This window comes from Rhodococcus sp. BH4, assembly GCF_002079265.1.
Classification (GTDB): domain Bacteria; phylum Actinomycetota; class Actinomycetes; order Mycobacteriales; family Mycobacteriaceae; genus Rhodococcus_F; species Rhodococcus_F qingshengii.
The window spans coordinates 693,732-720,034 of sequence record NZ_CP014941.1; the positions used below are offsets into that span (position 1 = coordinate 693,732).

General features: G+C 62.7%; 20 protein-coding genes and 1 pseudogene. 14 read left to right on the forward strand and 7 right to left on the reverse strand.

Going from position 1 to position 26,303, the window contains the following annotated elements; translation table 11 throughout:
- Positions 1-346: 346 nt before the first annotated feature.
- Positions 347-842, reverse strand: a pseudogene (locus tag A0W34_RS33355) (transposase); the annotation flags it as partial.
- A gap of 97 nt (positions 843-939) precedes the next feature.
- Entirely contained in the window at positions 940-1,533 is a 594-nt protein-coding gene (locus A0W34_RS03265) for a TetR/AcrR family transcriptional regulator (protein ID WP_021333814.1), read from the reverse strand.
- A 140-nt stretch (positions 1,534-1,673) separates the two neighbouring features.
- On the opposite strand from A0W34_RS03265, the gene A0W34_RS03270 reads away from it, so the two are divergent.
- Positions 1,674-2,570, forward strand: a complete 897-nt coding sequence (locus tag A0W34_RS03270; RefSeq protein ID WP_065456185.1) for an SDR family oxidoreductase — start codon at positions 1,674-1,676, stop codon at positions 2,568-2,570.
- 487 nt (positions 2,571-3,057) lie between these two features.
- Here A0W34_RS03270 and A0W34_RS03275 read toward each other — a convergent pair whose 3' ends face one another.
- Positions 3,058-5,037: an amino acid permease gene (locus tag A0W34_RS03275; protein WP_081557309.1), complete on the reverse strand. Its 1,980-nt coding sequence runs from the start codon at positions 5,035-5,037 to the stop codon at positions 3,058-3,060.
- Positions 5,038-5,041: 4 nt separating this feature from the next.
- Entirely contained in the window at positions 5,042-5,860 is an 819-nt protein-coding gene (locus tag A0W34_RS03280; protein WP_007727026.1) for a polysaccharide deacetylase family protein, read from the reverse strand.
- A 122-nt stretch (positions 5,861-5,982) separates the two neighbouring features.
- On the opposite strand from A0W34_RS03280, the gene A0W34_RS03285 reads away from it, so the two are divergent.
- The 3 genes from A0W34_RS03285 (at position 5,983) to A0W34_RS03295 (ending at position 8,729) form a co-directional block, all read left to right on the forward strand.
- Entirely contained in the window at positions 5,983-7,512 is a 1,530-nt protein-coding gene (locus tag A0W34_RS03285; protein WP_231915144.1) for an LCP family protein, read from the forward strand.
- A gap of 133 nt (positions 7,513-7,645) precedes the next feature.
- On the forward strand, positions 7,646-7,852 hold the full coding sequence (locus A0W34_RS32710; protein WP_124568973.1) for a hypothetical protein: 207 nt from the start codon (positions 7,646-7,648) through the stop codon (positions 7,850-7,852).
- A 46-nt stretch (positions 7,853-7,898) separates the two neighbouring features.
- On the forward strand, positions 7,899-8,729 hold the full coding sequence (locus tag A0W34_RS03295; RefSeq protein ID WP_081557310.1) for a crotonase/enoyl-CoA hydratase family protein: 831 nt from the start codon (positions 7,899-7,901) through the stop codon (positions 8,727-8,729).
- A 125-nt stretch (positions 8,730-8,854) separates the two neighbouring features.
- Here the strand turns inward: A0W34_RS03295 and A0W34_RS03300 are convergent, their stop codons facing one another.
- Positions 8,855-9,346 carry an inorganic diphosphatase gene (locus A0W34_RS03300; RefSeq protein WP_003941181.1) on the reverse strand — a complete coding sequence of 164 codons (492 nt, stop codon included), beginning with the start codon at positions 9,344-9,346 and terminating at the stop codon, positions 8,855-8,857.
- 103 nt (positions 9,347-9,449) lie between these two features.
- Between A0W34_RS03300 and dacB the strand changes: the two genes are divergently transcribed.
- The 7 genes from dacB (at position 9,450) to A0W34_RS03335 (ending at position 19,250) form a co-directional block, all read left to right on the forward strand.
- Positions 9,450-10,859, forward strand: a complete 1,410-nt coding sequence (gene dacB / locus A0W34_RS03305; RefSeq protein WP_081557311.1) for a D-alanyl-D-alanine carboxypeptidase/D-alanyl-D-alanine endopeptidase — start codon at positions 9,450-9,452, stop codon at positions 10,857-10,859.
- Positions 10,859-11,932 carry a zinc-dependent metalloprotease gene (locus tag A0W34_RS03310; protein ID WP_075832045.1) on the forward strand — a complete coding sequence of 358 codons (1,074 nt, stop codon included), beginning with the start codon at positions 10,859-10,861 and terminating at the stop codon, positions 11,930-11,932. Before dacB ends, A0W34_RS03310 begins: the two co-directional genes overlap by 1 nt.
- Complete coding sequence (gene tilS, locus A0W34_RS03315) at positions 11,933-12,910, forward strand: tRNA lysidine(34) synthetase TilS (RefSeq protein ID WP_075832047.1); 978 nt, start codon at positions 11,933-11,935, stop codon at positions 12,908-12,910. It abuts the gene before it with no gap.
- A gap of 3 nt (positions 12,911-12,913) precedes the next feature.
- On the forward strand, positions 12,914-13,468 hold the full coding sequence (hpt, locus tag A0W34_RS03320) for a hypoxanthine phosphoribosyltransferase (RefSeq protein ID WP_003941159.1): 555 nt from the start codon (positions 12,914-12,916) through the stop codon (positions 13,466-13,468).
- A 122-nt stretch (positions 13,469-13,590) separates the two neighbouring features.
- Positions 13,591-14,256: a DUF4190 domain-containing protein gene (locus tag A0W34_RS03325; RefSeq protein ID WP_075832049.1), complete on the forward strand. Its 666-nt coding sequence runs from the start codon at positions 13,591-13,593 to the stop codon at positions 14,254-14,256.
- Between the two features lie 22 nt (positions 14,257-14,278).
- Positions 14,279-16,591, forward strand: a complete 2,313-nt coding sequence (locus A0W34_RS03330) for an outer membrane protein assembly factor BamB family protein (protein ID WP_223304573.1) — start codon at positions 14,279-14,281, stop codon at positions 16,589-16,591.
- Positions 16,592-16,637: 46 nt separating this feature from the next.
- The gene (locus tag A0W34_RS03335; protein WP_156888906.1) at positions 16,638-19,250 is read left to right on the forward strand and encodes a DUF7937 domain-containing protein; all 2,613 of its coding nucleotides are present in this window, start codon (positions 16,638-16,640) and stop codon (positions 19,248-19,250) included.
- Positions 19,251-19,282: 32 nt separating this feature from the next.
- Here A0W34_RS03335 and A0W34_RS03340 read toward each other — a convergent pair whose 3' ends face one another.
- Complete coding sequence (locus A0W34_RS03340; protein ID WP_081557313.1) at positions 19,283-20,692, reverse strand: acyl-CoA synthetase; 1,410 nt, start codon at positions 20,690-20,692, stop codon at positions 19,283-19,285.
- 28 nt (positions 20,693-20,720) lie between these two features.
- Positions 20,721-22,061, reverse strand: coding sequence for an SLC13 family permease (locus tag A0W34_RS03345; RefSeq protein ID WP_042451970.1), 1,341 nt, complete (start codon positions 22,059-22,061; stop codon positions 20,721-20,723).
- Between the two features lie 99 nt (positions 22,062-22,160).
- Here A0W34_RS03345 and A0W34_RS03350 point away from each other — a divergent pair, with 99 nt between their 5' ends.
- The 3 genes from A0W34_RS03350 (at position 22,161) to folE (ending at position 26,299) form a co-directional block, all read left to right on the forward strand.
- Positions 22,161-22,808 carry a FadR/GntR family transcriptional regulator gene (locus A0W34_RS03350; protein ID WP_064688650.1) on the forward strand — a complete coding sequence of 216 codons (648 nt, stop codon included), beginning with the start codon at positions 22,161-22,163 and terminating at the stop codon, positions 22,806-22,808.
- Positions 22,809-23,075: 267 nt separating this feature from the next.
- Positions 23,076-25,622 carry an ATP-dependent zinc metalloprotease FtsH gene (gene ftsH / locus A0W34_RS03355; protein WP_081557314.1) on the forward strand — a complete coding sequence of 849 codons (2,547 nt, stop codon included), beginning with the start codon at positions 23,076-23,078 and terminating at the stop codon, positions 25,620-25,622.
- A 59-nt stretch (positions 25,623-25,681) separates the two neighbouring features.
- Positions 25,682-26,299, forward strand: coding sequence for a GTP cyclohydrolase I FolE (gene folE / locus A0W34_RS03360; protein WP_019746783.1), 618 nt, complete (start codon positions 25,682-25,684; stop codon positions 26,297-26,299).
- The last annotated feature ends 4 nt before the right edge of the window (positions 26,300-26,303 follow it).

Below are 26,303 nucleotides of genomic sequence, written 5' to 3' on the forward strand. Positions count from 1 at the left end.
TCGATGGTATCGGCGTCTTCGTTTCGAGCGATTGTGGTTCGAATGGCGGCGGCAATGTCGCGAGTGCGACCTGCAGGTCCGCGAACATCGCCAAGTGCCCCCAAAAAATGGGGGCACGGCACGAAGATTCTGAGCGAGCGCACGGTGCATGGTGGTGGCGAAAACACCAGGTTCAGGCCGTCAGATAGCTGAATTACCTGCTTCAGACATGCGAAGGCGGGTGTGCTGTGGAGAGAATCCGCGAGGGTCTTACGGTCATGCGGGGTATCCGGTGGCCATGTCCAACCGAGTTCATCGCGGGTAAACGCTCCGAAGGTTCGAAGAAAGCAAGGACATTCCGAGAAACCTCCTTGCTAGACGGAACGCTTCTGTCCGCAATCCCGAAAACTGTGTCTTTCGAGACCGTTGCCCCATAGACGTCCTGGAAGTGGTCGGACACTTCCCCGGTGGTTATTCCTTTTGCGGACAAGGACAATACGATCTCGTCGATACCGGCCAGGCGGCGTTGTCGCTTCTTGACGATCTGCGGGGCGAACGAGGAATCGATGTCCCGCGGGACACCGATCTCCGCCGATCTCCACCGGTACAGTCTCGGTGAAGACCGTTTTCGACCGGTACCGTTTCGAGAGTTTGCCGCTGCCCCGGTCGGCCGAGTCGTGCCTGTCGTAGCCGAGGTGCTCGGTCATCTCCGCATCCAAAGCGAGGACATCCTTGGCGAGTTGATTGAGCAGTCCGTTCGGGCCCATCAACTCCACGCCGTGCTCCTTGGCTTGTGCCAGAAGTTGCTCGGCCAGCTGTTTCTGATCCACCTCGGCCGCCATGGGATCCAGTGTTTCGGTCATGATCGATCCTTCTCGCCTAGCTCAGCTCGGCGTGTCGAACCAAGACCGAATCAACCGTTTATCTGATAGTTCCGATTGACATATTCAGGAGCCATGATCACGCGACGAGCAAGCGTTCGAGTACGCGCAGTGCCGCGGACGTGGAGTCGGTGTTCGCGTTGTGGGCGAGCACCCATCGGTCGACTTCCGTGAGGACGGCGATCAGTAGGTGTAGTTGAAGCTCCAGGGGGGTGTCGAGGTCAATCTGGCCGAGGTCGCGGCCTCTTTCGAGTGCGTGTGTGAGCCAGGTCGTTATCGAGTGGCGAAGAGCGTCGAGCGTGGGTGAGGGCGGGACGTCGGCGGCGTGAAGCAGGCGTCCGACAATCTGGGTGCGTGGGTCCGAGGTGGCGGCGGTCTGGAGTTGATCACCGAGGTCACGTATCTGCGGCCAGAAGCTGTGCTGATCGAGTGAGTCGATGTTCGGTGGTATCACCGCTGCGCGCAGCGCGTCCATTCCGGCTTCCACGGCGCGCTCGAACAGTGTCGTTTTGTCCCCGAAGTAGTGGTAGAAGGAGCTCTTCGGGAATCGCGCCTCGGCCAGTATCGAGTTGAGCGAGGCCCGCTCGAAGCCGTGTGTTGCGAATGCGACGCCGGCGGCATCGAGTAGCGCGCGAGAGCGCACAGGGTCCAACGGTCGTGCGGGACGCGCCATCACGTTTCCTCCATCTCATTGTCGCCGGCTATCCGAGGTGGCCCGACGTTCCCATTGTCCAGGTGGGCCGACAGGAACTCCTTTGGCGTGTCGAAGTCATCGCATGGCAGTACTGTATTCTTGGACTAGGCAGTACATGAATGGAAGGGGAGCACGTGGAAGCGCAGACCGTACTAGTTGCCGGGGCGACGGGGTATATGGGTAGGTATCTGGTGCGTGAGCTCCATCAACGCGGCTATCGGGTGAGGGCGCTGGTGCGTTCACGCGATCGGGCAGAGGGCTCGGGGGCGTTCGGAGCTCCATCTCTAAGCGGCCTGGTAGACGAGTGGGTGATCGGAGACATCGGCGATCGCAGTACGATTCCAGGTCTGTGTCACGGTGTGCACCGGGTGGTTTCAGCGTTGGGTGTGACGAGGCAGCACGCTGACCCCTGGGACATCGATTTTCAAGCAAACTTGCGTCTGCTGCAGTTGGCGGAGCAAGACTCGGTGTCGTCGTTTCTGTTTGTCAACGTCATGCATGTCCACGAGGGCACCTCGATGGTGATGCGGTCGAAGGCGGCGTTCGTGGAGGCGCTGCGGCGGAGCGAGGCGGCTTCGCAGATCGTCAATCCCTCGGGGTACTTCTCGGACGCTTCCGAGTTCCTCGACATGGCTCGTCGCGGCCTTGCGTTCGGCCTCGGTGCCGGAACTGCGCGACTGAACCCGATCCACGGCGCCGACCTCGCAGCCTTCTGTGTCGACCGACTCGGGGACGGGTCCGGTGAGTGGAATGTCGGTGGCCAGGACATCTACAGGTATCGCGACATCGTGGACTTGGCGTTCGCCGCGGTGGACAAGCGGCCCCGAATGGTCTCGGTCCCTGCCGGATTCGTCCGGCCTGTCATCTGGACCGCGGATCGCCTGGGGCCGCGCCCGTCGTCGCTGGCTCGATTCTTCATCGAAGGGCTCCAACGTGAGTCGGTGGGCGAGCGGACTGGCACTCACCGTCTCTCCGACTACTTCCGCGACCTCGTGTCAGCGGATCAGGAATCGTAATTGACCCTTTGCGCAGCGCATGACACTGCCAAGCCCTCACCCTGAGTAGTGCTGAGCCGTGCCTCGGGTGGTGAGGCGCTATCGCCTTCACAGGATTGGAGCTGCGGAACAGGACATTTTCACGGAGAAACTTTCGCGGGGATAAACGAATCGATTCTGGTCGAACCCATGAGGGGAAACATGACTATCTTCTTCGACATCATGCTCGTACTCTGCGTCGTCTCCATAACAGTGTTTTCTGGATACGTTCTTTATCGCTTGGTGACAGACGAATCGAACCTGCGATAGCCAGTCGCTTCGACGTGTGGGTGCAGCGGGGGCCGATCGTCCTATAGATCCGCACCATCGCAATGGGTTTCAGGGCGAGCCTCGCACGCAAGATGTGATATCCGCGAGTTTCGCCTGAATATAGGCACGCAGCACTTCTTTCTGTGCGATCTTCCCTGGTGCATGGCTTGGACCAACCCTCTGCTCATCGTTTGCCGCGTCAACCGACGTGGACGTGTGGCCGGCGGGACTGGTCGGGTTCGGCGCGGCGGAGGACCTCACGGGTCACGGGAGCTGTTTCGCCTTCACCGATGAACAGGAAGCGGAGCAGGTACATGATCGGGTTTCCCTCCGTCCACTCGAAGTAGACGTCGGGAATCACGCCGGTGATATCCCTCGTCCGCAGGAGAACCGCCGCAATGGTGTTGGGGACGGCCGGGCTGTCGACCCACAGAATCCGGTGCTCACCGCGCTGTCGGCCGTGGACGAGGAGGTCGGTGCTGAATTCGGAGGAGTCCGTGACGTTTACCTCGATGAAGATGATCGACTCCGCCTCCGGGATGTTGCTTTCGGCGCGCTGCTGCGATTCCTTCTGCCGATACTCGTCCTCGTCGAGACGATCGACGTCGTGCGCCACCATCGCGAGGTAGCCCTTCTCGGCCGCCTCGGTGATGAATCGCAGTGCAGTCTCGTCGAGTTCGACGGAGGTTGCCCGAAGTTCGAAGGCTCGCGAGATCCGGGAAAGGAAGGACACCACCATGATCGCGGCGATGAAGAACGACGCCACTTTCACACCGTCTGGACGTTCGAAGATGTTCGCGATCGTCGTGTAGACGAACAAAACTGCAACAAAACTGAACCCCACGAACAGTTTTCGCTGACCGTGCTTACGAGCGGACAGTGCAACGGCGACGGTCGCCGACGAGATGAGCACGAGGACACCGGTTGCGTACGCGGAACTCTGAGCGTCGACACCGGCGTCGAAGTAGATCGTGACAGTGATGGCGATGACGCTGAACACGAGGACCAGCGGACGCACGGCGCGGGCCCACGACGGCGCCATGCCGTAGCGGGGGAGATACCTCGGAACAAGATTGAGCAACCCTGCCATTGCCGACGCACCGGCAAACCAGAGGATCAGGATCGTGCTGAGATCGTAGACGGTTCCGAAGATCTCACCCAGATAGTCGTGCGCGAGGAAGGCAAGCGCGCGACCGTTGGCAGCGCCTCCGGGTTGGAACTCGTTTTCTGGGATCAGGATGGTGGTGACCAGGCTCGACGTCAGCAGGAATCCGCTCATGATCAGCGCCGCAGTGGTGAGCAGGCGCCGTGCGCCTTTGATGCGGCCACGTGGATTCTGTTCCGTGTCGTGCGGATCGCCCTTGATCTGCGGCATGACCGCGACGCCGGTTTCGAAGCCGGACAGACCGAGAGCCAACTTCGGGAAGACGATCAGCGCGATCAGGATCATCATCGCCGGGTTTCCGTGCTCGGTGGTCATGGCGCGCGTCCAGTCGGTGACCAACGACGGCGCGGTCGCGATGTGCCACAAACCTACGGAGATGACCACCACGTTCAAGGCGAGGTAGACGGCGACCAATCCGACCGCGATACCGATCGCTTCGGTGAATCCGCGGAGGAAGACCGCAGCGAGGAGCGCGAGCAGAACCAGGGTGACGGCGACGGTGTGTCCGGAGAGAAAGGTTGGAGCAAAAGGGTTCTCGACGAGGTGCGCCGTGGCATCGGCAGCCGAGAGCGTCATGGTGATGAGGAAATCGGTGGCCGCGAAGCCGAGAAGCACGAGAACGAAGATCTTGCCGCGCCACTTGGGCAGCAGCTTCTCGAGCATGGCGATCGAACCCTCGCCGTGCGGACTCTCGCGAGCCACTCGCCGGTAGACCGGTAGAGCGCCGAAGAGTGTCAGCAGGATCAATACGACTGTCGCGATGGGAGCCAACGTGCCGGCCGCCAGTGCCGCGATACCGGGTTGGTAACCGAGAGTGGAGAAGTAATCGACACCCGTCAGGCACATCACCTTCCACCACGGGTGGCGCTTCTCCTTCTTCGGCGCCATCCGGTGTGGCCCCAGATGTCCGGCTGGTTCCTCGGTGATGTCCGCGAGCAGCCAGGCCTCGGTGCGTTGTTTCACAGACGGAGCCGTGTTGTCGGCCGGGACCTCGTTGTCGGCTGCGGTCACCACGGCGTCACGGCTTCAGATAAACATCGTTGAGCGTGACAGTCCGCAGGTTTCGGCTCCGGATGATGTCCACCAGTTGCGGATACACGTGGGTCACGGGCAGATAGTTGAGGTGCCCGATCACGATGGCCCCCGGATTGAAGTACTGGTTCGCCATTTGGAGGATGTACTCCTCGGTGATCAACGAAGAATCCGACAGTGATCCGTACCAGAGGGTGGGCACGGTGTAGCCGACGCTCGCGGCCACGGAATCGACTGTCGCGTTGTGCCTTCCGTACGGCGGCCGAAAGTACGGCGCCGCGTCCACGCCGTAGGTGTTGCGCAGGAACGTGCCGTTCTTCGTCAGCTCGTCTGCGATCTGCTGCTTCGACACGGACGTCAGATCCGGGTGCGAGTAGGTGTGATTGCCGAGCTGAATTTGTCCGCTCTCGACCAGCGGTCTGAGAAGTCCGGCGTTTTCGGTCCACGAGTTGTATTGCCCGTTGACGAAGTACGTCAAACGGATGCCGGTGTCTTTTGCGAACTGTGTGTAGAGGCGCACGACTTCGGAGCTGGCTCCGTCGTCAACCGTCAGGGCAAACAGATCCCCACCGCCGGGTAACGCGGTCAACGATCCGCCGGCGGGCAGCGGCACCCGGGCAGACGGCGGTGGAGGCGGCAACAAGGCAGGCGGGAGATCCGGGACAGGGACGGGGTCGGTTGGTTCGTCGGCTGCGGCGATTGCCGTGCCGACCGAACGTGACGAACAAGCGGTTCCCATGGTCACCGCGGCGGTTCCGGTCAGAGTTGCTGCTGCGAGGGCACTGAGGAAGCGTCGGCGGTCCACAGGGCGGAGCCTAGAGCAGATTTGCCTAATTCGGACTTCATTCTCAGCGTTCTTTCAGCGAAAGACCAGCCGTGTCCGGTATCGACAGGTTCTACTCAGGAACGGTGGATAGCGTGTCGGCCGTGGAACCGCGACCTCGACACTCGGCAACCAGGCACAGGCGTAGGCGTCAACCGCAGCGGTCGACGCTCTCGGTGGGGCGCAAGCTGGCGGCGGCGTCCCTGTCGACGACGATTCTGGTGGGCGTCGGAATCGGCTGGTACGTGCAGTCGGATCTCACGTCGGGGCTGTATCGATCGGACGCGCTCTCCGCCCTCGGTGACGACGCCGGCAGTTCGCTCGACGGGGATACCAACATCTTGTTGATCGGGCTCGACAGTCGTAAAGCGATGGACGGCAGCGACCTGCCGGCCGAGTTCGTCACCGACAAGCTGCATGCGGGGGACAGTGATGTGGGTGGATACAACACGAACACGCTTATCCTGCTCCATGTTCCGGGCGATGGCGGCAAGGCCAGTGCAGTGGCGATCCCACGCGACGACTACGTCGCGGTACCCGGCTACGGAATGGCCAAGATCAAGGAAGCGTACGGAATGGCGAAGGCTGATGCGGACGCCAAACTCATAGCGGACGGTGTGACGGATCCTGCTGCACGAGAACAACAAGCGCGTGAAGTCGGAAGACGGTCGACACTGACCACCGTGCAGAATCTGCTCAAGGTTCCGATCGATCACTTTGCCGAAGTGAACCTGATGGGCTTCTACGACGTCGTCTCGGCTATCGGCCCCGTTCAGGTGTGCCTCAACAATCCGGTGCAGGATGACTTCTCGGGCGCCAACTTCCCGGCCGGAGTTCAGACTCTCGATGCGTCACAGGCACTTTCGTTTGTCCGTCAACGCCACGGCCTGGACAACGGGGACTTGGATCGCACCCACCGGCAGCAGGCTTTCATCAGCGCGGTGATCGCCAACTTGAAGGGCTCCGGCGTCATCGGAAACATTCCGAAGATGACGGCACTGACCGACGTGGTGAAGAAGGACGTGGTGATCGATTCTGCCATGGATCCCGTCCGATTCGCTTCTCAGGCAAGCGCTCTCGCAGGTGGGAACATCGACTTCTACACCCTGCCCATCGAGGGATACGAGACCGTCGACGGCCAGGACGTCAACATGGTCGATCCGGCGCGTCTGCGTAGTGAAGTGTCGCGGATCTTCGCGGGAGGTGACTCGGCATCTGCACCTGCGATGGACACTGCTGTCTCGACCGGGAACGAAGTTGTGGACATCCGCAACGGAACCGCGACGGACGGGTTGGGCGCCGCGTTGGCAGCGGCGACGAAAGCGTCGGGAGTCGAAGTCGGAGAGGTGAGCACCGCAGTTGCGACGGCAAAGTCGGTGGTCAGCTATGGAGTCGGCGCCAAAGCCGTCGCAGAGGCGCTGGCCGAGCAGTTGGGCGTGGCCGCAGTGCCTAACGAGCAGGCAGCGGCCGAATCAGTGTCTGTACTGATCGGTGAGGACAATGCGCAGACCGTGTTCTCGGCCGCTCCGGCGCAGTCGGACTCGTCGGTATCCGCCGGCACCGTTCCCGATACGGGAGCGCAGGGATCACCCATCCGGGCCGACGCGAATGGCGGCATTCCCTGTGTGGACTGACTCTCAGGTAATTCGCACCAAACTCACGCTGACTTCTTCGATCTGCGGGTCTACATTGGAGAAGTCGAACTCAGTCGGGTACTTCACCTTTGGGGTACCTGACTGAGATTGCGTAGTTGAAAGGATCACCGACATGGCTACAACAGCAGCGGTACAGAATCCGACACGCTCACGTGCCAGGACCATGTCCTTGTCCGAGTACGTGGCCGAGCATCCGGCGCAGCGCGTTTTCCCACCGACCAGTGAGCGGGCGGCCAGGATGGCGATGCTCATCATGTTCGCCCTGATGGCCGTCACCCTCGTCGTACTGGTACTTGACGAGGCAGGAATCTTCGGATGAAGGCAGCGGTCTTCGGCTGAGCCCGACCTTTAGTTACTCTTGAGTAATGACTGAACAGAAGAGCTGGAATGCGTTCACCGTCGAGCGCGAAGACAACATCGCCCAGGTGACGCTGATCGGGCCGAGCAAGGGCAACGCGATGGGGCCGGATTTCTGGAGTGAACTCCCCGAAATCTTCGCCGACCTCGACGCCGACCCCGAGGTGCGTGCAATCGTCATCGCCGGTTCCGGCAAGCACTTCTCGTTCGGACTGGACCTGCCGGCGATGAGCGGTGAATTCGGTGCCGTCCTCGCAGACAAGGCTCAGGCAGGTCCGCGCACCAAATTCCACGACATGATCAAGCGCATGCAGTCGGGCATCAATGCCGTCGCAGACTGCCGCAAGCCCGTCGTCGCGGCTGTGCAGGGTTGGTGCATCGGCGGCGGCGTCGACCTCATCACGGCGGCGGACATCCGCTACGCAAGTGCCGATGCCAAGTTCAGCATCCGCGAGGTCAAGGTCGCGATCGTCGCAGACATGGGCAGCCTCGCGCGGCTGCCCGCGATCATCGGTGACGGACACCTGCGTGAGTTGGCTCTGACCGGCAAGGACATCGACGCAGCGCGCGCCGAGAAGATCGGTCTCGTCAACGACGTGTTCGAAGATGCCGACGCAGTGCTGGCCGCGGCGCGCGCGACCGCCAAGGAGATTGCGCTCAACCCGCCGCTCGTCGTCCACGGGATCAAGGACGTGCTCGATCACACCCGCAGTGCGAGCGTGAACGACAGCCTTCGCTACGTCGCAGCCTGGAACGCGGCGTTCCTGCCTTCACAGGATCTGACCGAGGCCATCACCGCCGTCTTCCAGAAGCGCCCGCCGGTCTTCCACGGTGAGTAGAAACTGCAAGGGTGAGTAGAAACTGCAAGGGTGAGTAGGAACTGCAAGGGCGAGTAAAAACAGCACAAAAATCCCCGCACATCTTCCGATGTGCGGGGATTTTCGTAAGGCCTGAGAACTCGAGCTCAGTGACCGCCGTTGGCAGCGAGACGCTTGATCGAAGCCTCGATCTCGGCCTCTGCCTCGGCGCGGCCGACCCAGTTGGCTGCCTCGACGTGCTTGTTCGGCTCGAGGTCCTTGTAGTGGACGAAGAAGTGCTTGATCGCATCGAGCTCGAACTGTGAGATGTCACCCAGATCCTGGATGTGATCCCAGCGGGGGTCACCGGCCGGAACGCAGAGGACCTTGTCGTCTCCGCCGGCCTCGTCGACCATCTTGAACATCGCGACTGCGCGAGCCTCGACGATGACGCCGGGGAAGACCGACTCGGGGAGCAGGACCATGGCGTCGAGCGGATCGCCGTCCTCACCCAGGGTGTTTTCGATGAAGCCGTAGTCGGCCGGGTAGCCGAAAGCTGTGTAGAGGTAGCGATCGAGTTTGACGCGACCGGTTACGTGGTCGACCTCGTACTTGTTGCGCTGACCCTTGGGGATCTCGATGGTGACGTCGAACTCCACGCCGATTCCTCGCTGTCGTGTCGGTAATGATTCGTCGGAAGGATATCGGGTCAAGGATAAGGTTGCCTGACCACCCAGTAGGCAGAGCACAGACGGAGGGGCGTTGGCGGGCCAAGGAAAGAAGAAGATCGGCTCGTTGGAAGAGAGTCGGCGGCGTAACTTCCGCATCCTTATGGCGGTCGGTGCAGTGGTTGTACTGGCCGTCGCCGGAGTTGTCGTCGTGAAACTCGGTACGTCGAACGACACCGCGGGCAGCGCGACCGTGACTACGTCGCCGCAGCCTGCGCTCGTGACGCCGTCACCCCAGGTGGTGCCCGTCCCGACGGACGCACCGATCCCGAGCGCGTCGGGAATCGCAGCGGCGATCGGCCCGGCCGTGGCCAACCCGGATCTGGGGAAGTTCACCGGAGTAGTCGCTGATGCGCTCACCGGAAACATTCTGTGGAGCGCAGACCCGTCGACGCCGATGACACCTGCGTCCACGACGAAGGTGCTGACCGCATCGGCGGCACTGCTGAAGCTGCCGCTCGACCACCGGCTGGCCACGACGGTGGTCCCCGGAGCGAGCCCCGGGCAGGTCGTTCTGGTCGGCGGCGGTGACCCGACGCTGACGGCGACGCCGAAGGGGCAGAGCGGTTACTACGCCAACGCAGCGCACATCGCGGATCTCGTCGACCAGATCAAGGCTGCCGGTACGCCGGTGACCAGCGTCGTGGTGGACTCGAGCTTGTTCAAGGGCGACAACATGGCCACCGGGTGGTTCCCCGCTGACATCGCGGCCGGTTACATCACCCCGATCGAATCGGTGATGATCGAAGGTGGGCGGTACGACGGCACTCAAGACGAGTCGCCGCGTTCGGAAACTCCCGCGTTGGACGCGGGCAAGGTGCTCGCTCAGGCGCTCGGTGTCGATCCCGCCAACGTGAGTCTCGGCGCGGCGCCTGCCGGTGCCAAGCCGATCGCCACCGTGCAGTCGGCGCCGCTGAGCGACCGGCTGCTGCAGATGATGGAACATTCCGACAACGTGCTCGCAGAGACCATCGGGCGTGAGGTCGCGATTGCCTCCGGAATCGAAGCCTCGTTCACCGGAGCCGTCGACGCGACCGGCAAGACCCTGCAGGCGGCCGGGTTCGACTACACCGGTGTATCGCTGCACGATTCCAGCGGACTGTCCGTCGACGATCTCATTCCCGCTCAGGTACTCGATCGCGTCATGACGGCTGCGGCCGGTGACGGTGATCCGAAACTGCGTCCGCTGCTGGACTACCTTCCGGTGGCCGGCGGAACAGGAAGTTTGTCCGACCGCTACGCGTCCGGAAACCGAACCGGTGCGGGTTGGGTACGGGCCAAGACGGGAACTCTCTCGACGGCCAGCGCGTTGTCAGGGTTCGTGGTCGATCAGAACGGGCGAGTGCTCACCTTCGCACTGATGTCCAATGACCGGCCGCCAGAAGTGAGCCGTCCTGCCCTGGACGCGATTGCCGGAGCATTGAGGAATTGCGGGTGCCAATAGTGGCCGAAAAGACTCCACAAGATGATGAAGCCTCGGCTCCGCTCGGTGGTGCCGTCGACTGGAGTCTTGCCGCCAAAGCCGGGATAAAACTGGCGCGCGGTGGCCCCGCGATGTCTCGCTACACGGCCGAGACGGCAACCGCAGAACTCGCCGAGGCATCCAAGCGTGCAGAACTGCCGGTTCGTGAAGTGACCGGGCTGGCCGACGGTCTACCGGTCCCGGCCGCTGACGTGCTGGACCGGGCCGGGTGGATCACGGCGGCCTCGCGGTCGATGGCACATCTCACCGGCGCGGATCCAGACGGCAGTGGCAATCTCATCGTCGGAAAGCCGGCGGGCTTGCAGGCCGGCGCCATGCTGGCGTACCTGTCTTCGGCGATCCTCGGGCAGTACGACCCGTTCACCGGCGAGCACGGCACCCTGCTTCTGGTCACACCGAACATCGTCTCCGTCGAACGGTCCCTTCGGCTGAATCCGAGTGACTTCCGGTTGTGGGTCTGCCTGCACGAGGTCACTCACCGGGTTCAGTTCTCGTCCTCGCCGTGGCTCGCGGAGTACATGAAGGAATCCGTCGAAACGCTTGGTGCGACGGTGGACGAGTCGATGACCGACGTTGTCGGGCGCCTTGCTGCAGAGCTGCGCTCGCGGAAGGAACCCGACTCCAGTGACGGTGCGACGGCGGGCGGCATCATCGGACTGCTGCGCGCCTCGCAGGCGGAACCTCAGCGTGACGCGCTGGATCGGATGCTTGTACTCGGCACCCTCCTCGAAGGGCATGCAGACCACGTGATGGACGCCGTCGGCCCCGCCGTGGTGCCGTCGGTGGCAACGATCCGCGCGGCCTTCGACAAGCGTCGGCAGCGCAAGTCCAACCCCGTGCAGCGGATCATCAAGATGCTTCTCGGCATGGACGCCAAGATGGCGCAGTACGTACGCGGCAAGGCCTTCGTCGACGCGGTAGTTCTCAAGGTCGGCATGGAGCAGTTCAACACCGTCTGGACCGGGCCCGAGACCTTGCCGTTGCTCGACGAGATCGACAATCCCGACGCGTGGGTAAAGCGCGTTCTCGGCTAGATGCTGCTGCCTGAGACGCCTGCCCTACTGGCGCTGCGACAGGCCGTGCGGGCGTGGACGGTCGCATTCGAGCCACGACGCCGTGTGGTCGTCGCCCTGTCCGGGGGAGCCGATTCGTTGGCGCTGACAGCAGCAGCGGTGGCGGAAACCGATTCGGTCGACGCGTTGATCGTGGACCATCGCCTACAAGATGGTTCGGATGCCGTCGCATGCTCGGCCGCAGACCAGGCGCTGGCGCTGGGTTGCCGGACCGCGACGGTGCTGACAGTCGACGTAGCCGATGGTGGGAGTCTCGAAGCCGCTGCGCGTGAGGCTCGGTACAACGCTCTCCGCGGCGCCAGAACTGACCTCCCGGTTCTGCTCGGACACACGCTCGACGATCAGGCCGAGACCGTGCTTCTCGGACTCTCGCGCGGGTCCGGTGGGCGATCGATTCAAGGTATGGCTGCATTCGACGCTCCCTGGGGACGGCCGCTCCTCGGCCTCCGGCGATCGGTGACCAGGGCGGCCTGCGTCGACCTGGGAATCACGCCGTGGGAGGACCCGCACAACAACAATCCCGAGTTCACTCGCGTGCGTCTGCGGCACGAGGCGTTGCCGCTGCTCGAAGAAATTCTCGGCGGGGGAGTTGCCGAGGCGTTGGCCCGAACCGCGACGCAGTTGCGTGAGGACGGCGAGGCGCTCGACGAGTACGCCGAGGCCCTACTCCTACGGGTTGTCGTCGACGGAGAAGTGGAAGTGGACACACTTGCCGAAGCGCCCACCGCAATCCGCCGACGCGCTCTGCGAGCGTGGCTGCTGCAGGGTGGCGCAAAAGCATTGACGGACAAACAGTTACGGGCGGTCGACGCCCTGGTGATCGACTGGCGGGGGCAAGGCGGCGTCGCGATCGGGGGCGGAACACCGGAGGCGAGGTTGGTGGCGGCCCGGCGACGTGGCAGGCTGATCCTCGGATTCGAAGACCGACGAAGGGTTTGACGCGTGTACGAGGGCGACATCGCATCGGTACTGATCTCCGAAGAACAGATCCGTGCACGAACGGCGGAACTGGCTGAGGACATCGCCAAGCGTTACCCGGCAGGCGCCCCCGAAGGGGATCTCCTGCTGATCGGCGTCCTCAAGGGAGCGGTCTTCTTCATGACCGACTTCGCCCGCGCCCTGCCGATCCCGTCGCAGATGGAATTCATGGCCGTCAGCTCCTACGGATCCTCGACCTCGTCTTCGGGCGTCGTCCGCATCCTCAAGGACCTCGACAAGGACATCGCCGGTCGCCACGTGCTGATCGTCGAGGACATCATCGATTCCGGTCTCACGCTGTCGTGGTTGATGCGCAACCTCAAGACGCGTAACCCCGCTTCGCTCGAGGTCGTCACATTGCTCCGCAAGCCCGACGCGGTCAAGATCGACGTCGACGTCCGCGACGTGGGCTTCGACATCCCCAACGAGTTCGTCGTAGGTTACGGCCTCGACTACGCCGAGCGGTACCGCGATCTGCCGTACATCGGCACCCTGGACCCCGAGGTCTACGGCGGCTGAGCCTGCTCGCCGGTTAGGACTCTTCACATTTCGGCACCTCTGCATCAGTCCGCCGAACGGACGACAGACAGGTCTCCGAGGCGTCGCTAGATTCACGGAATGCGCTATCGACGGCTTATTCGGTGACCCTTCCGCCACCACCGCCACCGCCACCACCGCCCCCGCCTGGTGGGGAGCAGCAGTACTGGAGTGCCCAACCGCAGGGCGTTCTGTACCAACTTCCGACCACAAACGGCCTCGCAATTGCCGCCCTGGTCGGGGCGCTCGTGCTGGCGCCGGTCGGCATTGTGCTCGGCCACATTTCGCTGGCGCAGATCAAACGAACCGGTGAGCAGGGGCGAGGACTTGCAATCGCCGGTCTGGTCATCGGCTACATCTTCACCGCGCTTCTGGTGCTGTCGATCGTGTGGATGTTTCTCATTGCCAATGCAGTCACCCGCGCGTTCGACGACTACGACAGCGCGTCTTCTCTCTACTACACATCTGAATCGTCGAGTACGACTTATCCGACGTATGCGACCACCACATCCCGGACGGTGGCGCCGACGTACAGCGGAAGCGACACGGCGTCGGTCATCGCCAATGCCTCGGTAGGTGACTGCGTCGTACGAAGGCTCGGGGCAGACAAGGGCGACGGGACCAGCGAGACATACGTCAGTCCGGTCTCATGCAGCTCGAGCAGCGCCACTCACCGGGTAGTCAGCCGCGGCACGTCCACATCTTCGTGCACCGCCGATTGGGTTCGCAAAGAGAGTCCTGTCGTAGTGCTTTGCCTAGCGGACGAATGATCGACAGAGGGAGACACAACCGATGACGTTGCCGCCCCCGCCCCCACCTCCCCCACCTTCACCACCGCAGGCTCTGGTTGCCGGACATCCTCCGCCCTCTCGATCTCGTGGCCGAGGATGGATTGTTGCCGTTGCAGCCCTTACCGCCGTCGCGGCCCTCGCCGCAGGCGCCGTCACCGTTGTCACGATTCTCCGGTCGGGAGACACCGATGGACCGGTGGCAGGCCAGCTGGTCAACACTTACCCGACGCAGCCGACGCCAGGGTGGTCGTTGGACGTTGACGAGGTTCTGCCGGGCGGAAGATTTCTGTGGCCGGATTCGCTCGGTGCGAGCTATGGAACGGCGAGATTCATCGACGTGGGACAGACTCTGATCACTACGGTCGGTCCACAGCAGGGCCAGCAGTCCCAACTTGTTGCAGTCGACGCCGAGAGCGGATCCATTCGATGGCAAACGCCGGTCGCCGGCACGGTGTCGTGTGCGACCACCGCGATCGATGCAGCCCTACCTTGTGTCGTCAGGAACCCTGGTGGAACAGCTCGAGTCGTTTCCTTCTCGCTCGACTCGGGGGCGATTCGTTCGAGTGTCGACACCGATACGGCCACCTTGGTCGAGGTTTCCGACGGAGCGGTCTTCACTGTCGGCGGTAGCCAGTCCGGGCTGGTGATTTCGCGCGGAACCCCCACCGACCTCGATGCGGCGTGGACAACGACAACTCCACCGGAAACCGACTGCGTCGGATCCGGCGATTCGCATTCGTTCGAGATCGTCGACGGCATCGTCTATTACTCGAGCATCGGATCTACGGCGCTCAACGCGGTCGATGGCGCACTGCTTTCGAATCCGAATCTGGGTGGCTACGAGGCACTTCCAGGACAAGGTTTTGCCGGCGTCCTCTGTGCGATGCCATTTGCGTCGGACGGATACTCCAGCATCGTGTCCGACCGTGACGGTGCCGAGAGATTTAGAGTTGACGAAGACGCACCGGCATCACCGTGGCTTGTCTCGGCATCGAAATCTCGTCCGTACATCGGCTCGCACGGTGCCTACGACATGAACGACGGCACCGAGCTGTGGTCGGTCATCGGCGGAGACCACTTCTCGCTACGCCGGATCGTCGGCGACATCGTGTTGGGCAACGACTCGGACACGCTCTCGGCCTACCGAATCGACACCGGGGAACAGTTGTGGTCGACCAAGATCGGCGACTACTTCTCTTACTCGGTCTCGGACGGTGAGCGAATTCTCGTCCATCCTAACGACGGCAGGGTACTCGCCGTCGAACTCGACGACGGCTCTGTCAGTTGGTCCCTCGATTCCCACACCAACCACTGGTCTTGGTCGAAGGCCCACGACGGACTCGCCTCGATCTCCAATGACAGATTCCTCTACTACCCACCGACCGGCGGACCGTCAGGAGCACCGGGCAGGCTGCCCGCTGTCCCTGAATTCGACGGAGGCAACGAGTACGTCACGAAATGCGGCCGGACACCGACCCTGACGCCGGTTGAATACCGCACGCAGGCAGAGGGTCTCGTCGTTCTAATGGAAATGAAAGCATCATGTCCCGGCGGAGACATCGTCTCCACCGACGCGCTTCGTGTATCGATCACCGACACCGGCCAGAGCGTTGCATCGGCGGTGTTCGACTTCTCCGATGCGCCGATCTATCTTCCCCGAACCGATGGGACGAACACGACGAACTCGATCCAGCGCGAGTTCCTGTACGACCTCGGTAGCTTCTGGAGGCTGCCGAACACTCTCGGTGAGTCTTCGAGTCTGACCAATTCGAGAGCGTCAGGTGCTCAACTCGTCGAATGCGAGGACGACGGGACGAGTAATACCAGCCTGACATCCGGGCCGGCATCGCGAAGTGACACCAATACGCCGATCCGACCCACACGTAGCGCGCAGCCGACAACGGGCGACGTCGAATCTGCGAGTCTCGACGCCCTCCGGGCTCAGGCCGACGCCGATCGCCCCTTTGTGATCGGTGACCTCGCGAACAGGTGGGTGGCTCAGATCTCCTCCAAGCGGGTCGGACTCGATGCGGCGGATATCAATGGCGCTCAGGTGCATTGGACTGCTGCCCAGATCCTGCGACAGCATCTCGAACTTCGTCTCATGTATCCGGAGGTGCGTCTGCTCTGGAGTGACGAATGGCGGACCTTCGATCTCCGGGGTTGGTGGATAACCGTCGCAGGCTTGACGTTTGCGGATGCGGATGCGGCCAATGGGTGGTGCGATTCGAAGCGGATTGCCAACGATCAATGCTTCGCCAAGATCGTCAGCAACGATCGCGATTCGTCGGGGACCACCAAATATCGGCGATAGTACCTGACCCGTTCGGCGCACTTCCCACATCTGAGGAGCTTGGCGAATGACCGAAGACAACTCGCGTCAACCCGGTGAACCATCAATAAGCAGTTCGCCCCAGTCGCACGGCATGTATCTACCGCCACAGAGCTATTCACCGACGCGATCTGCGTTCGTGGATATTCGGATCGGTGACTACACCCGCGACGGGACAGCCGCGGCACTGCTGTTCGTGTCGCTCTTCTTACCGTGGAGTGCGACCGTCGGAATAGCCCGCGTCGGTTCGAGTGCTCTTGTGCTGCTTCTGGTTCTGCCGACACTGCTGTCGCTGGCGTCGCTGTTACTGCCGTACGTGGCGCGACTCGGAATGCTCGGGCCGAATTGGAATGTCGGGCAGATACGTGTGCTGCGTCTGGTGGCCAACGGACCCCTCATTGCCACTGTTGTGGGTCTTGTCGTCTACGACGTCATTCGTGGAATGTTCCGATTCAGTGAGAGTTCGAGTATTTTCACCGGCAACGGGGTTGGCGCTGGAGCGTGGTTCGGGCTTGCCGGCGCCCTGCTCGCAGCTCAACCGCGCGCGGCCGAAATTCGCATCGACCCTCGAACCGCGCCGCGATGGTTGGCGTTGGTGAAGCCGCTTGTGTTTGTGGCTTGGGGGTCGTCAGTGGCCTCGGCGCTACTCGCGCTGATCTACATCCTGGTCTCCGTCAGTCGCTACCGATATTACGACGGGCCGCAGACATTCGAGAGCCTGATCGTTCTCTTCGTGTCGTCGGCCGTTCCGATCGTCGTGGTGGGTGTTGCGGCAGTCGGTCTCGCCAGACGGTTTGCGTCCTGGCGCCTCACCATCGCCGCGCTCGGCATCGCTCTCCTCGCAGCCGGATTACTCCACTCGATCAGCGAGGGCACAAGTGTCGAGCTGTTCCACACGGTCACGGCTAGTCCCTACTACGGCATCACGCTCTTGATTGCCGCAGCCGCAATTACATTCATTCCATTCGGTGTTGCGTCCGTCGGCGACGGGACGCACCCCGGATACGTCTGGCTCGGAGCGGCACGAAACGGCATGCTGTTGATCGCGGTGTGGAGCTTCGGTGTTGGATTCTCTCAGATCGCAATGGCAGCAACGCAATTTGGCATCGTGCCGTGGGGAGATGCGTTAGTGCTCGCTGTTCTCGCGATACTCTTCGGGATTCTTGCCGTTGTCGGAGTCAGATCACTGTCGCTTCGGTATTCTTCGCTCGACCCTCGCCCGTCACGCGAGGTCGGTCTCGGAGTCTGTCTCGGCTTGCTCGTCCTGATGATCGCTCGTCTCGTGGTGCAGTCGGCCATGTATGGCGAAATATATTACAGTGCATGGATATTCGATCTCGCCATGGCGATGCTGGTGGTTCTGGTTGCTCTCGTTCTCACAGTCTCACCGGCTGTTCGGAATTTGTATGCGGGGGTGCAACTGTTCGCGTCGGCCACCACGGTTACAGCTGCGGTACCGAATCTCGGACAGCCCGTTCGGCCTTCGGGGCGTGCTCTCGAGGCTGCGGATCCGCGGACTCCGGCGGCGGTGCTGTTTGAGATTGCGTCGAGTTCGCCGGAGTTGCGGCCGGCGATTGCTGCGAATCCGTCGACGTACGACGATCTTGTGACGTGGCTCGAAGCGCTGGGTGATCCGGCTGTGGATGTGGCGTTGGACCGAAGGGCTGCTGGGCAATTCGGTCTACCTGAACCTGAACCTGGCCGTGTGCCCGTGCCCGTGCAGTCTTCGAGACGTGCTCTCGAGGCTGCGGATCCGCGGACTCCAGCGGCGGTGCTGTTCGAGATCGCGTCGAGTTCGCCGGAGTTGCGGCCGGCGATCGCTGCGAATCCGTCGACGTACGACGATCTTGTGACGTGGCTCGAAGCGCTGGGTGATCCTGCTGTGGATGCAGCGTTGGACCGAAGGGCTGCCGGGCAATTCGGTCTACTCGGACCCGAACCCGAACCTGCGACCGAGACGTTCATTTCGAGCGGACCGGAGTCCAGCTCCAGCGGCGAAATTGTGCAACCGTTCGCACCGCGATCGGCCGTGCCGCAATTTGCCGTGCCGCCACCGGACCCGGGGTATGGGCCGACCGGCGTTCCACTCCGGCCTGGTGGGTTTCGGCCGGCCGGAGCCGGGATACGAGTTGCCGCGCGGTTCATCGATTTTGCCATTCTCGCAGTTGTGTCGGTCGTCGGCGGAATGATCTCCACCGCGACGCTCGGAAACGGATTCGACTTCGATTCCTACCGGACAAGTTCGGGTCTGATTGGCCTGCTGATCGGGATCGGTTCGATCGTGTACTTCGTATGGGGAGAGTCGGCATTCGGGGTAACCCTGGGCAAACTCGCCCTCGGAATAGGCGTTCGCTCGGTAGGAGGTGCGCGTCCGGCCCTGGCGCAGTCCTTCAAACGGAATGCATTCGTGATCCCCATGTACCTCGGATCGGCTGTTTCGGCGTTGGCCATGCTCGGTAGTGATGACGAGCTCGTCGGCATGCTGAATTCGATGTCGTTGGGCAGTGTCGCGAGCATTCTCGGTTCTCTGGTAACAGTCGCTATTTCGATCGCGATCATCGTTTCGATCAGTAGCGCACCGGACGTCCGCGGCTTCCATGATCGGATGGCTGATGCCGTCGTCGTGGTCACCAGGCAGTGAGCGAGCACGCTTCGAGTGAAACAAGCACACCTTCAGGGCGTCAGCAGCTTCTTCTGGACCTTGCCCATAGCGTTGCGCGGCAAGCTGTCCACCAGACAAACCTGGCGTGGGCGCTTGTGGATCGACAGTGATTCGGCGACGAAGTCCGAAACCACAGCGCAGTCGGCTACGTCGCCGACGATGAAGGCGACTATGCGCTGGCCGAGATCGTCGTCCGGCATACCGACGACGGCGGCCTCGCGAACGCCGGGGTATGCCAGAAGTGCCTGTTCCACCTCGCCTGCACCGATGCGGTATCCACCGGACTTGATCATGTCGACCGACTCGCGACCTACGATGCGGTGGAATCCGCTGTCGTCGATCACCGCGATGTCGCCGGTGCGGAACCAGCCGTCTTCGGTCATGGATTCCGCTGTCTTCGAGGGGTTCCCGAGGTACTCGTCGAAGAGGACGGCGCCCGCAACTTCCAGTTGCCCAAGCTGCTCTCCGTCGTGCGCCGACAGTTCGCCGTTCTCGCCGCGCAACCTCGTCCTGACTCCCGGAACGGCGTGCCCGACCCAACCCGGGCGACGTTCGCCGTCGTGCGTCGTGCTGACGGTGATGAGGGTTTCACTCATTCCGTAGCGCTCGACGGGAGCCAACCCGGTCAGCGATTTCATCCGCTCGAACAATGGAACCGGAAGTGGTGCACTTCCGGACACGAGCAAGCGCGCGGATCGCAATGCTGCTGCCGCCGAGGGATCACCGCACACGCGTGACCAGACGGTCGGAACACCGAAGTACAACGAGCCACCCGCTGCGGCATACGAATCCGGAGTTGGTCTGACGGTATGAATCAGCGGCGAACCCACGCGCAAGGCGCCCAACACGCCGAGAATCAACCCGTGGACGTGGAAGAGGGGCAGTCCGTGGACGAGTGTGTCCTCTGGCGTCCAATTCCACACATGAGCGAGCGCGTCGAGATCCGCTGCGATCGATGCTCGCGAGAGGACAACGCCTTTCGGAGCTCCGGTGGTTCCCGAGGTGTACATGATCAGTGCAGTAGCTGCCGCACTCGGTTCGGGATAGGACGTCGCGGATCGCGCGTGAATATCGATGGGAATCAACGGGATACTCGAATCCGTCGGCCCTTCTCCGAGTATCAGTTCGGCCTTGGAATCGGCGATGATGTGCTGACGTTCGAGCGGGCCGGAGTCGGGCGGGATCGGGACCACGGCAACACCGGCGATCAGTGCGCCGGCGACGGCGACCACTGTCTCGAGGCCGGCGGCGGCTTGTACTGCCACTCGCTGTGCACCATGGATTTGATCGGCGACCGCGGTGGCGGCGGCAAACAAGTCGGCGCGAGAGAGGGTTGCGCCTTCGCCGAAACTGACCGCCGCTCCGTGATCGTCGAAGATGCGGGGGTCGAGGGAGCGCAGAAGTGTGGATTCGCTGTTCATCGCGAGTTCCCTTTCTTTGAGCGAAGATTCAGACGGACCAGGGAACAACGAACAGCAGCCAGGCGAGAATCGGCGTCACCACCATGATGGTCATGCCCCACCGCATCGTCAGCCCGAACACCACGTCGCGTTCTTCCGGAGCGGCGTTCGCGACCACCAGCGCGCCGTTGGTCGAGAACGGACTGCAATCGACCAGAGACGAGGAGATTGCCAGCGCGATGACCAGACCGGTTGCATTGACCTGACCGGTCATGAGGAATGGAATTGCCAAAGGGATGAGTGCGCCGAGGATTCCCGTGGTGGATGCAAACGCCGACACGATCGCGCCGATCAGGCAGATCAAGAAGGCTGCGAGAAGTGGAATCCCCACGTGTGCAACAGAATCCCCGAGCCACTGGACGGTGTTCTGGTTCTGCAGAAGAGCGACGTACGTGACGATTCCGCCGATGAGGAGCACGGTGCCCCAGCTGATCTTGTCGACGGCGCCGCGGGCGGAGGCAGGGAAGATCAGGGTGAGAAGTACCGCGACGGTCAGTGCGGTGAATCCGACGTCGAGGTCGAACACCAAGGCGCCGAGTGCAAGCGACGCCAGTCCGAGCAGGGTGAGTCGGCGCTCGAGATTGAGTGCTCCCTCGTGCGGAGCGGTCCCACCGGAGGACTTGCCGCCACCCTTCGAGCTGTCACCGGAACCCGAACCGGTGATGGTGTCGCCACCGCCAGACGCGTTGCCGACTGCGTTGACGAGCACGCGCTCGGAGGCGCCGCGCGCAATCAGTGCGCGACCGCCGAACGAGACGTACGCGATGGCAGCAACAACGGCCGCGGCCGCGAAGGTCGAGACGAACAGCAAGGCCGGGCTCGACGGGAGGCCGTTCTGGCGCATGACGTCGTTGGTGATCACGCCGAAGATTCCGATAGGGGAGAAGCTGCCCGCCGTTGCGCCCTGGACGACCATGAAGCCCATCAGCATGGGGTGGATCCGGTAGCGGGTGGCGAAGCCCATTGCCACCGGCGCGATGATGGCGACGGCAGCGGGACTGACCGCGCCCATGGCGGTCACGGCCGCGCACACCGCGAACATCGCCCACGGCACGAGGGCCACTCGTCCTCTGACCGCGCGGACTGCCGCGTGAATGATCCAGTCGACCGTGCCGTTGTTTCTGGCCAGCGCGAACAGGTAGGTGACGCCGACCAGGATGACGAAGAGGCTGGCCGGGAAGCCGTCGAGGATCTCGCTGGTATCGACGGTGAAGACCAGTGTTCCGACGACGAAGGCAGCCACCAGGGCAAGCGCACCCATGTTCACCGACCTCACGGTGGATATGACGAACACCAGGACAAGTACTGACAGGGCTATGACATTTGCCATCGAACTCTCAATCCGTTCGCGACCAGCTTGTGGTCTGCATCACTTGGAATTGGCCTAGCCTCTCTGCCACTGCTCCATTTGTCAAGTACACTCCGAGGCATGAATTCGACGTCATCGCCCGGCTCGCGCTCGGGCCTGCCCGGACGATTGAAGCGTCCGCGCCTGTACGAGCAGTTGGCCGAGCACATTTCGAATTTCATCGAGGCTCAAGGTCTTTCGCCCGGTGATCGGCTTCCTCCCGAACGCAGCCTGGCTGCCGAACTCGGCGTGAGTCGCGCGTCGCTGGCTCAAGCGCTCGTTGCCCTCGAAATCCGAGGCCGAGTCGAAATCCAGCACGGTAACGGTGCAGTGATTCGTGAAGCTCCGACGCCCGACGCGGGCCGCTCTGCGGACTCGGGAGTGCGGCTACAGGACCGAACCGTCGACGAACTGACTGCCGCCAGGGAGGCGATCATGGCCGGCCTGGCTCGGGCGGCGGCGTCGAATCCCAACGCTGCGCTTCGGGTCGCGATGCTGACCGACGACGGGACCGCGAGAAACTTCGCCGAGACATGGCGCTGCGTCAGGCACCTGGCCGGTGGCGGCTTACTGGCTGACCTCGACGAGACCATCGCCCAGCAGGCGGACGTGCCCGAATCCTCGGCTCGACTGTCTTCGCGACTCGATCATCTCGCTCACCGCATCATCGACGGTGACCAATCGGGCGCCGCTGACGCTGTTGCGGGAATCCTCTCCGACACGGCCTGACGAATAACGACGGACAAGCGTCGGAAAAACGCACGATAACCACTATGAGCATGTTCGCTTACAGGAAACTGTGCTGCGACGTAGCCCGGGAACCTGATCGGCAATGCGCACGTTGAACACCGTGACGACCGTTCCAACCAAGCGGCACGGCCGCTGGCGGGCATCGATGGGGCCGATCGCGGTAACCTGCAGGTGTCCGGTTGGCAGCCGGAAGGCGACCTGGCAGACCCGCACTCTCGAAAGGACCGGCCACATCGGCCGACCTGTATGAACCGTAAGACTGTGTTCCGTAACGTGCTACTCGTAGCCGTCGTGCTGTTGGTGATCTATGCCTTCAGCTACTTCAGCAACGACACCCGCGACTTCAAGACCGTCGACACCTCGGTCGCGATCTCCCAACTCGACGCCAAGAACGTTGAGTCGGCGCAGATCGACGACCGTGAGCAGCAGGTTCGTCTGTGGCTCAAGAACGGCAACGACGCCACCGACGGTAAGACGCAGATCCTGGCGAAGTACCCCGCGAGTGCGTCGGAGCAGATCTTCGACAAGGTCGAAGGCGCCGGTGCGGACAAGTTCAACACGACGGTCACTCAGGAGAGCTGGCTGACGTCGATCCTTCTGTTCGTGCTGCCGATGATCATTCTGTTCGGCATCTTCTTCTTCGTCATGAACCGGATGCAGGGCGGCGGTGGTCGCGGCGGAGTCATGGGATTCGGTAAGTCGAAGGCCAAGCAGCTCACCAAGGACATGCCGAAAACCACGTTCGCCGACGTCGCCGGTGCGGACGAGGCTGTCGAAGAGCTGTACGAGATCAAGGACTTCCTGCAGAACCCGGCTCGCTACCAGGCGCTCGGCGCCAAGATTCCGCGCGGTGTGCTGCTGTACGGCCCTCCCGGAACCGGTAAGACGCTGCTCGCTCGCGCTGTCGCAGGCGAAGCCGGCGTCCCGTTCTTCACCATCTCCGGTTCTGACTTCGTCGAGATGTTCGTCGGTGTCGGTGCTTCGCGTGTTCGCGACATGTTCGAGCAGGCCAAGCAGAACAGCCCCTGCATCATCTTCGTCGACGAGATCGACGCCGTCGGTCGTCAGCGCGGCGCAGGCCTGGGCGGCGGACACGACGAGCGCGAGCAGACACTCAACCAGTTGCTCGTCGAGATGGACGGCTTCGGTGATCGCACCGGCATCATCTTGATCGCCGCAACCAACCGCCCCGACATCCTCGACCCCGCACTGCTGCGTCCGGGACGCTTCGATCGCCAGATTCCGGTCGGCGCCCCCGACCTCGCCGGTCGCCGCGCGATCCTGCGCGTGCACTCGCAGGGCAAGCCGATCGATCCCAACGCCGACCTCGAAGGTCTCGCCAAGCGGACCGTCGGAATGTCGGGTGCTGATCTCGCCAACGTCATCAACGAGGCTGCGCTGCTCACCGCACGCGAAAACGGAACCGTCATCACCGAAGCCTCGCTCGAGGAATCGGTGGATCGTGTTGTCGGTGGACCGCGGCGTAAGAGTCGCATCATCAGCGAGCACGAGAAGAAGATCACGGCGTACCACGAGGGCGGTCACACGCTGGCTGCTTGGGCAATGCCTGACATCGAGCCGGTCTACAAGGTCACGATCCTCGCTCGCGGTCGCACGGGTGGCCACGCGATGACCGTGCCCGAGGACGACAAGGGTTTGATGACGCGTTCGGAGATGATCGCTCGTCTCGTCATGGCAATGGGTGGACGCGCCGCCGAGGAGTTGGTGTTCCACGAGCCCACCACCGGAGCGTCGTCCGATATCGACATGGCGACCAAGATCGCCCGCGCGATGGTCACCGAATACGGCATGAGTGCCAAGCTCGGCGCGGTTCGCTACGGACAGGAGGGCGGGGATCCGTTCCTCGGCCGTTCGATGGGCGTTCAGTCCGACTACTCACACGAGATCGCCCGTGAAATCGACGAAGAGGTGCGCAACCTCATCGAGGCAGCGCACACCGAAGCGTGGGCAATCCTCAACGAGTACCGCGATGCGCTCGACCTCATCGCTACCGAACTGCTCGAGCGTGAGACGTTGACTCGCAAGGACCTCGAGAAGATCCTTGCCGGCGTCGAAAAGCGTCCGCGCATCACGGCTTTCAACGATTTCGGTGGGCGCACGCCTTCGGATCGTCCGCCGGTGAAGACTCCTCGCGAACTTGCGATCGAGCGCGGCGAAACCTGGCCGGAGCCCGCTGCCGCACCTGTTCTCGTCAAGGCAGGTGCACCCAACAGCGGTGCCCCCAACGGTGGTCTCCCCAACAACGGCAACCAGGGACCCTCGAACGGCTACGCACAGCCTTCGTACCCGCAGCCGAGTGCTCCGCAGCAGACTCCGCAACCGGGAACACCCGACTACGGAGCGCCCGCCGGATGGTCGGCACCGGGTTGGCCTCCGCGTGAGAACCCGTCGCCGACGTACCCCGGACAGCAGTCGGGTGGGTACACCGGTGGACAGAATCCGACCCCGCCGAACCAGTCGCAGGGCCAGTACGGTCAGCCCCAACACGGTCAGCCCCAGCCCGATCAGGGGCAGTACGGTCAACCGCACCCGGGGCAGCAGGCGTACCCGGAGCAGCCGCATCCCGGCCGCCGTTACCCCGCGCAGCCCGATTACCCGGTGCAGTACCCGGACAGTGGACCCTTCGCCGATCCGAACCGGGGAAACCCGACCGGCGAAAACCAGTGGCAGAGCCCCGCACCGGAACAGCCGCAAACTCCTCCGCCGCACCATTCGGCTGAGGACGAGGGACCGAGCACCGTTCGCTGGGACGGACCGGACGGATCTCGCTGACCTTGCGCCACTAGGCTCTGCGGCGGGGGAACTGTGAACAATTCTCGAGGAGAGTTCGGTTGTCGGTGAATGATGTGGCCAGTGAACTGGTGTCGCTCGGAACGGGCCGCCCGTTCGATCAGGCGCGGGCAGAGGCTGCCGTACGGGAATTGTTGATCGCGGTCGGTGAAGATCCGGAGCGCCCAGGCCTGCTCGATACGCCGGCCCGGGTTGCGCGCTCGTACAAGGAGATCTTCGCGGGTCTGTACTCCGAACCTGACGACGCGTTGAACACAACTTTCGACGAGGGTCACCAGGAGTTGGTGCTCGTGCGAGACATTCCGATGTTCTCGACGTGCGAGCACCACCTGGTGTCCTTCCACGGTGTTGCTCACGTTGGCTACATCCCGGGAAAGTCGGGCAAGGTCACCGGTTTGTCGAAGCTCGCGCGCGTCGTCGACCTGTACGCCAAGCGTCCGCAGGTTCAAGAACGCCTGACCAGTCAGATCGCGGATGCTTTGATGCGCAAGCTCGACCCGCGCGGAGCCATCGTCGTCATCGAAGCCGAGCATCTGTGCATGGCGATGCGCGGTATCCGCAAGCCCGGAGCCAGCACGACCACGTCTGCGGTTCGTGGGCTCCTGCAATCCAGCGCGGCCTCGCGGTCCGAAGCGCTGGACCTCATCCTGCGTAAGTGAGCAA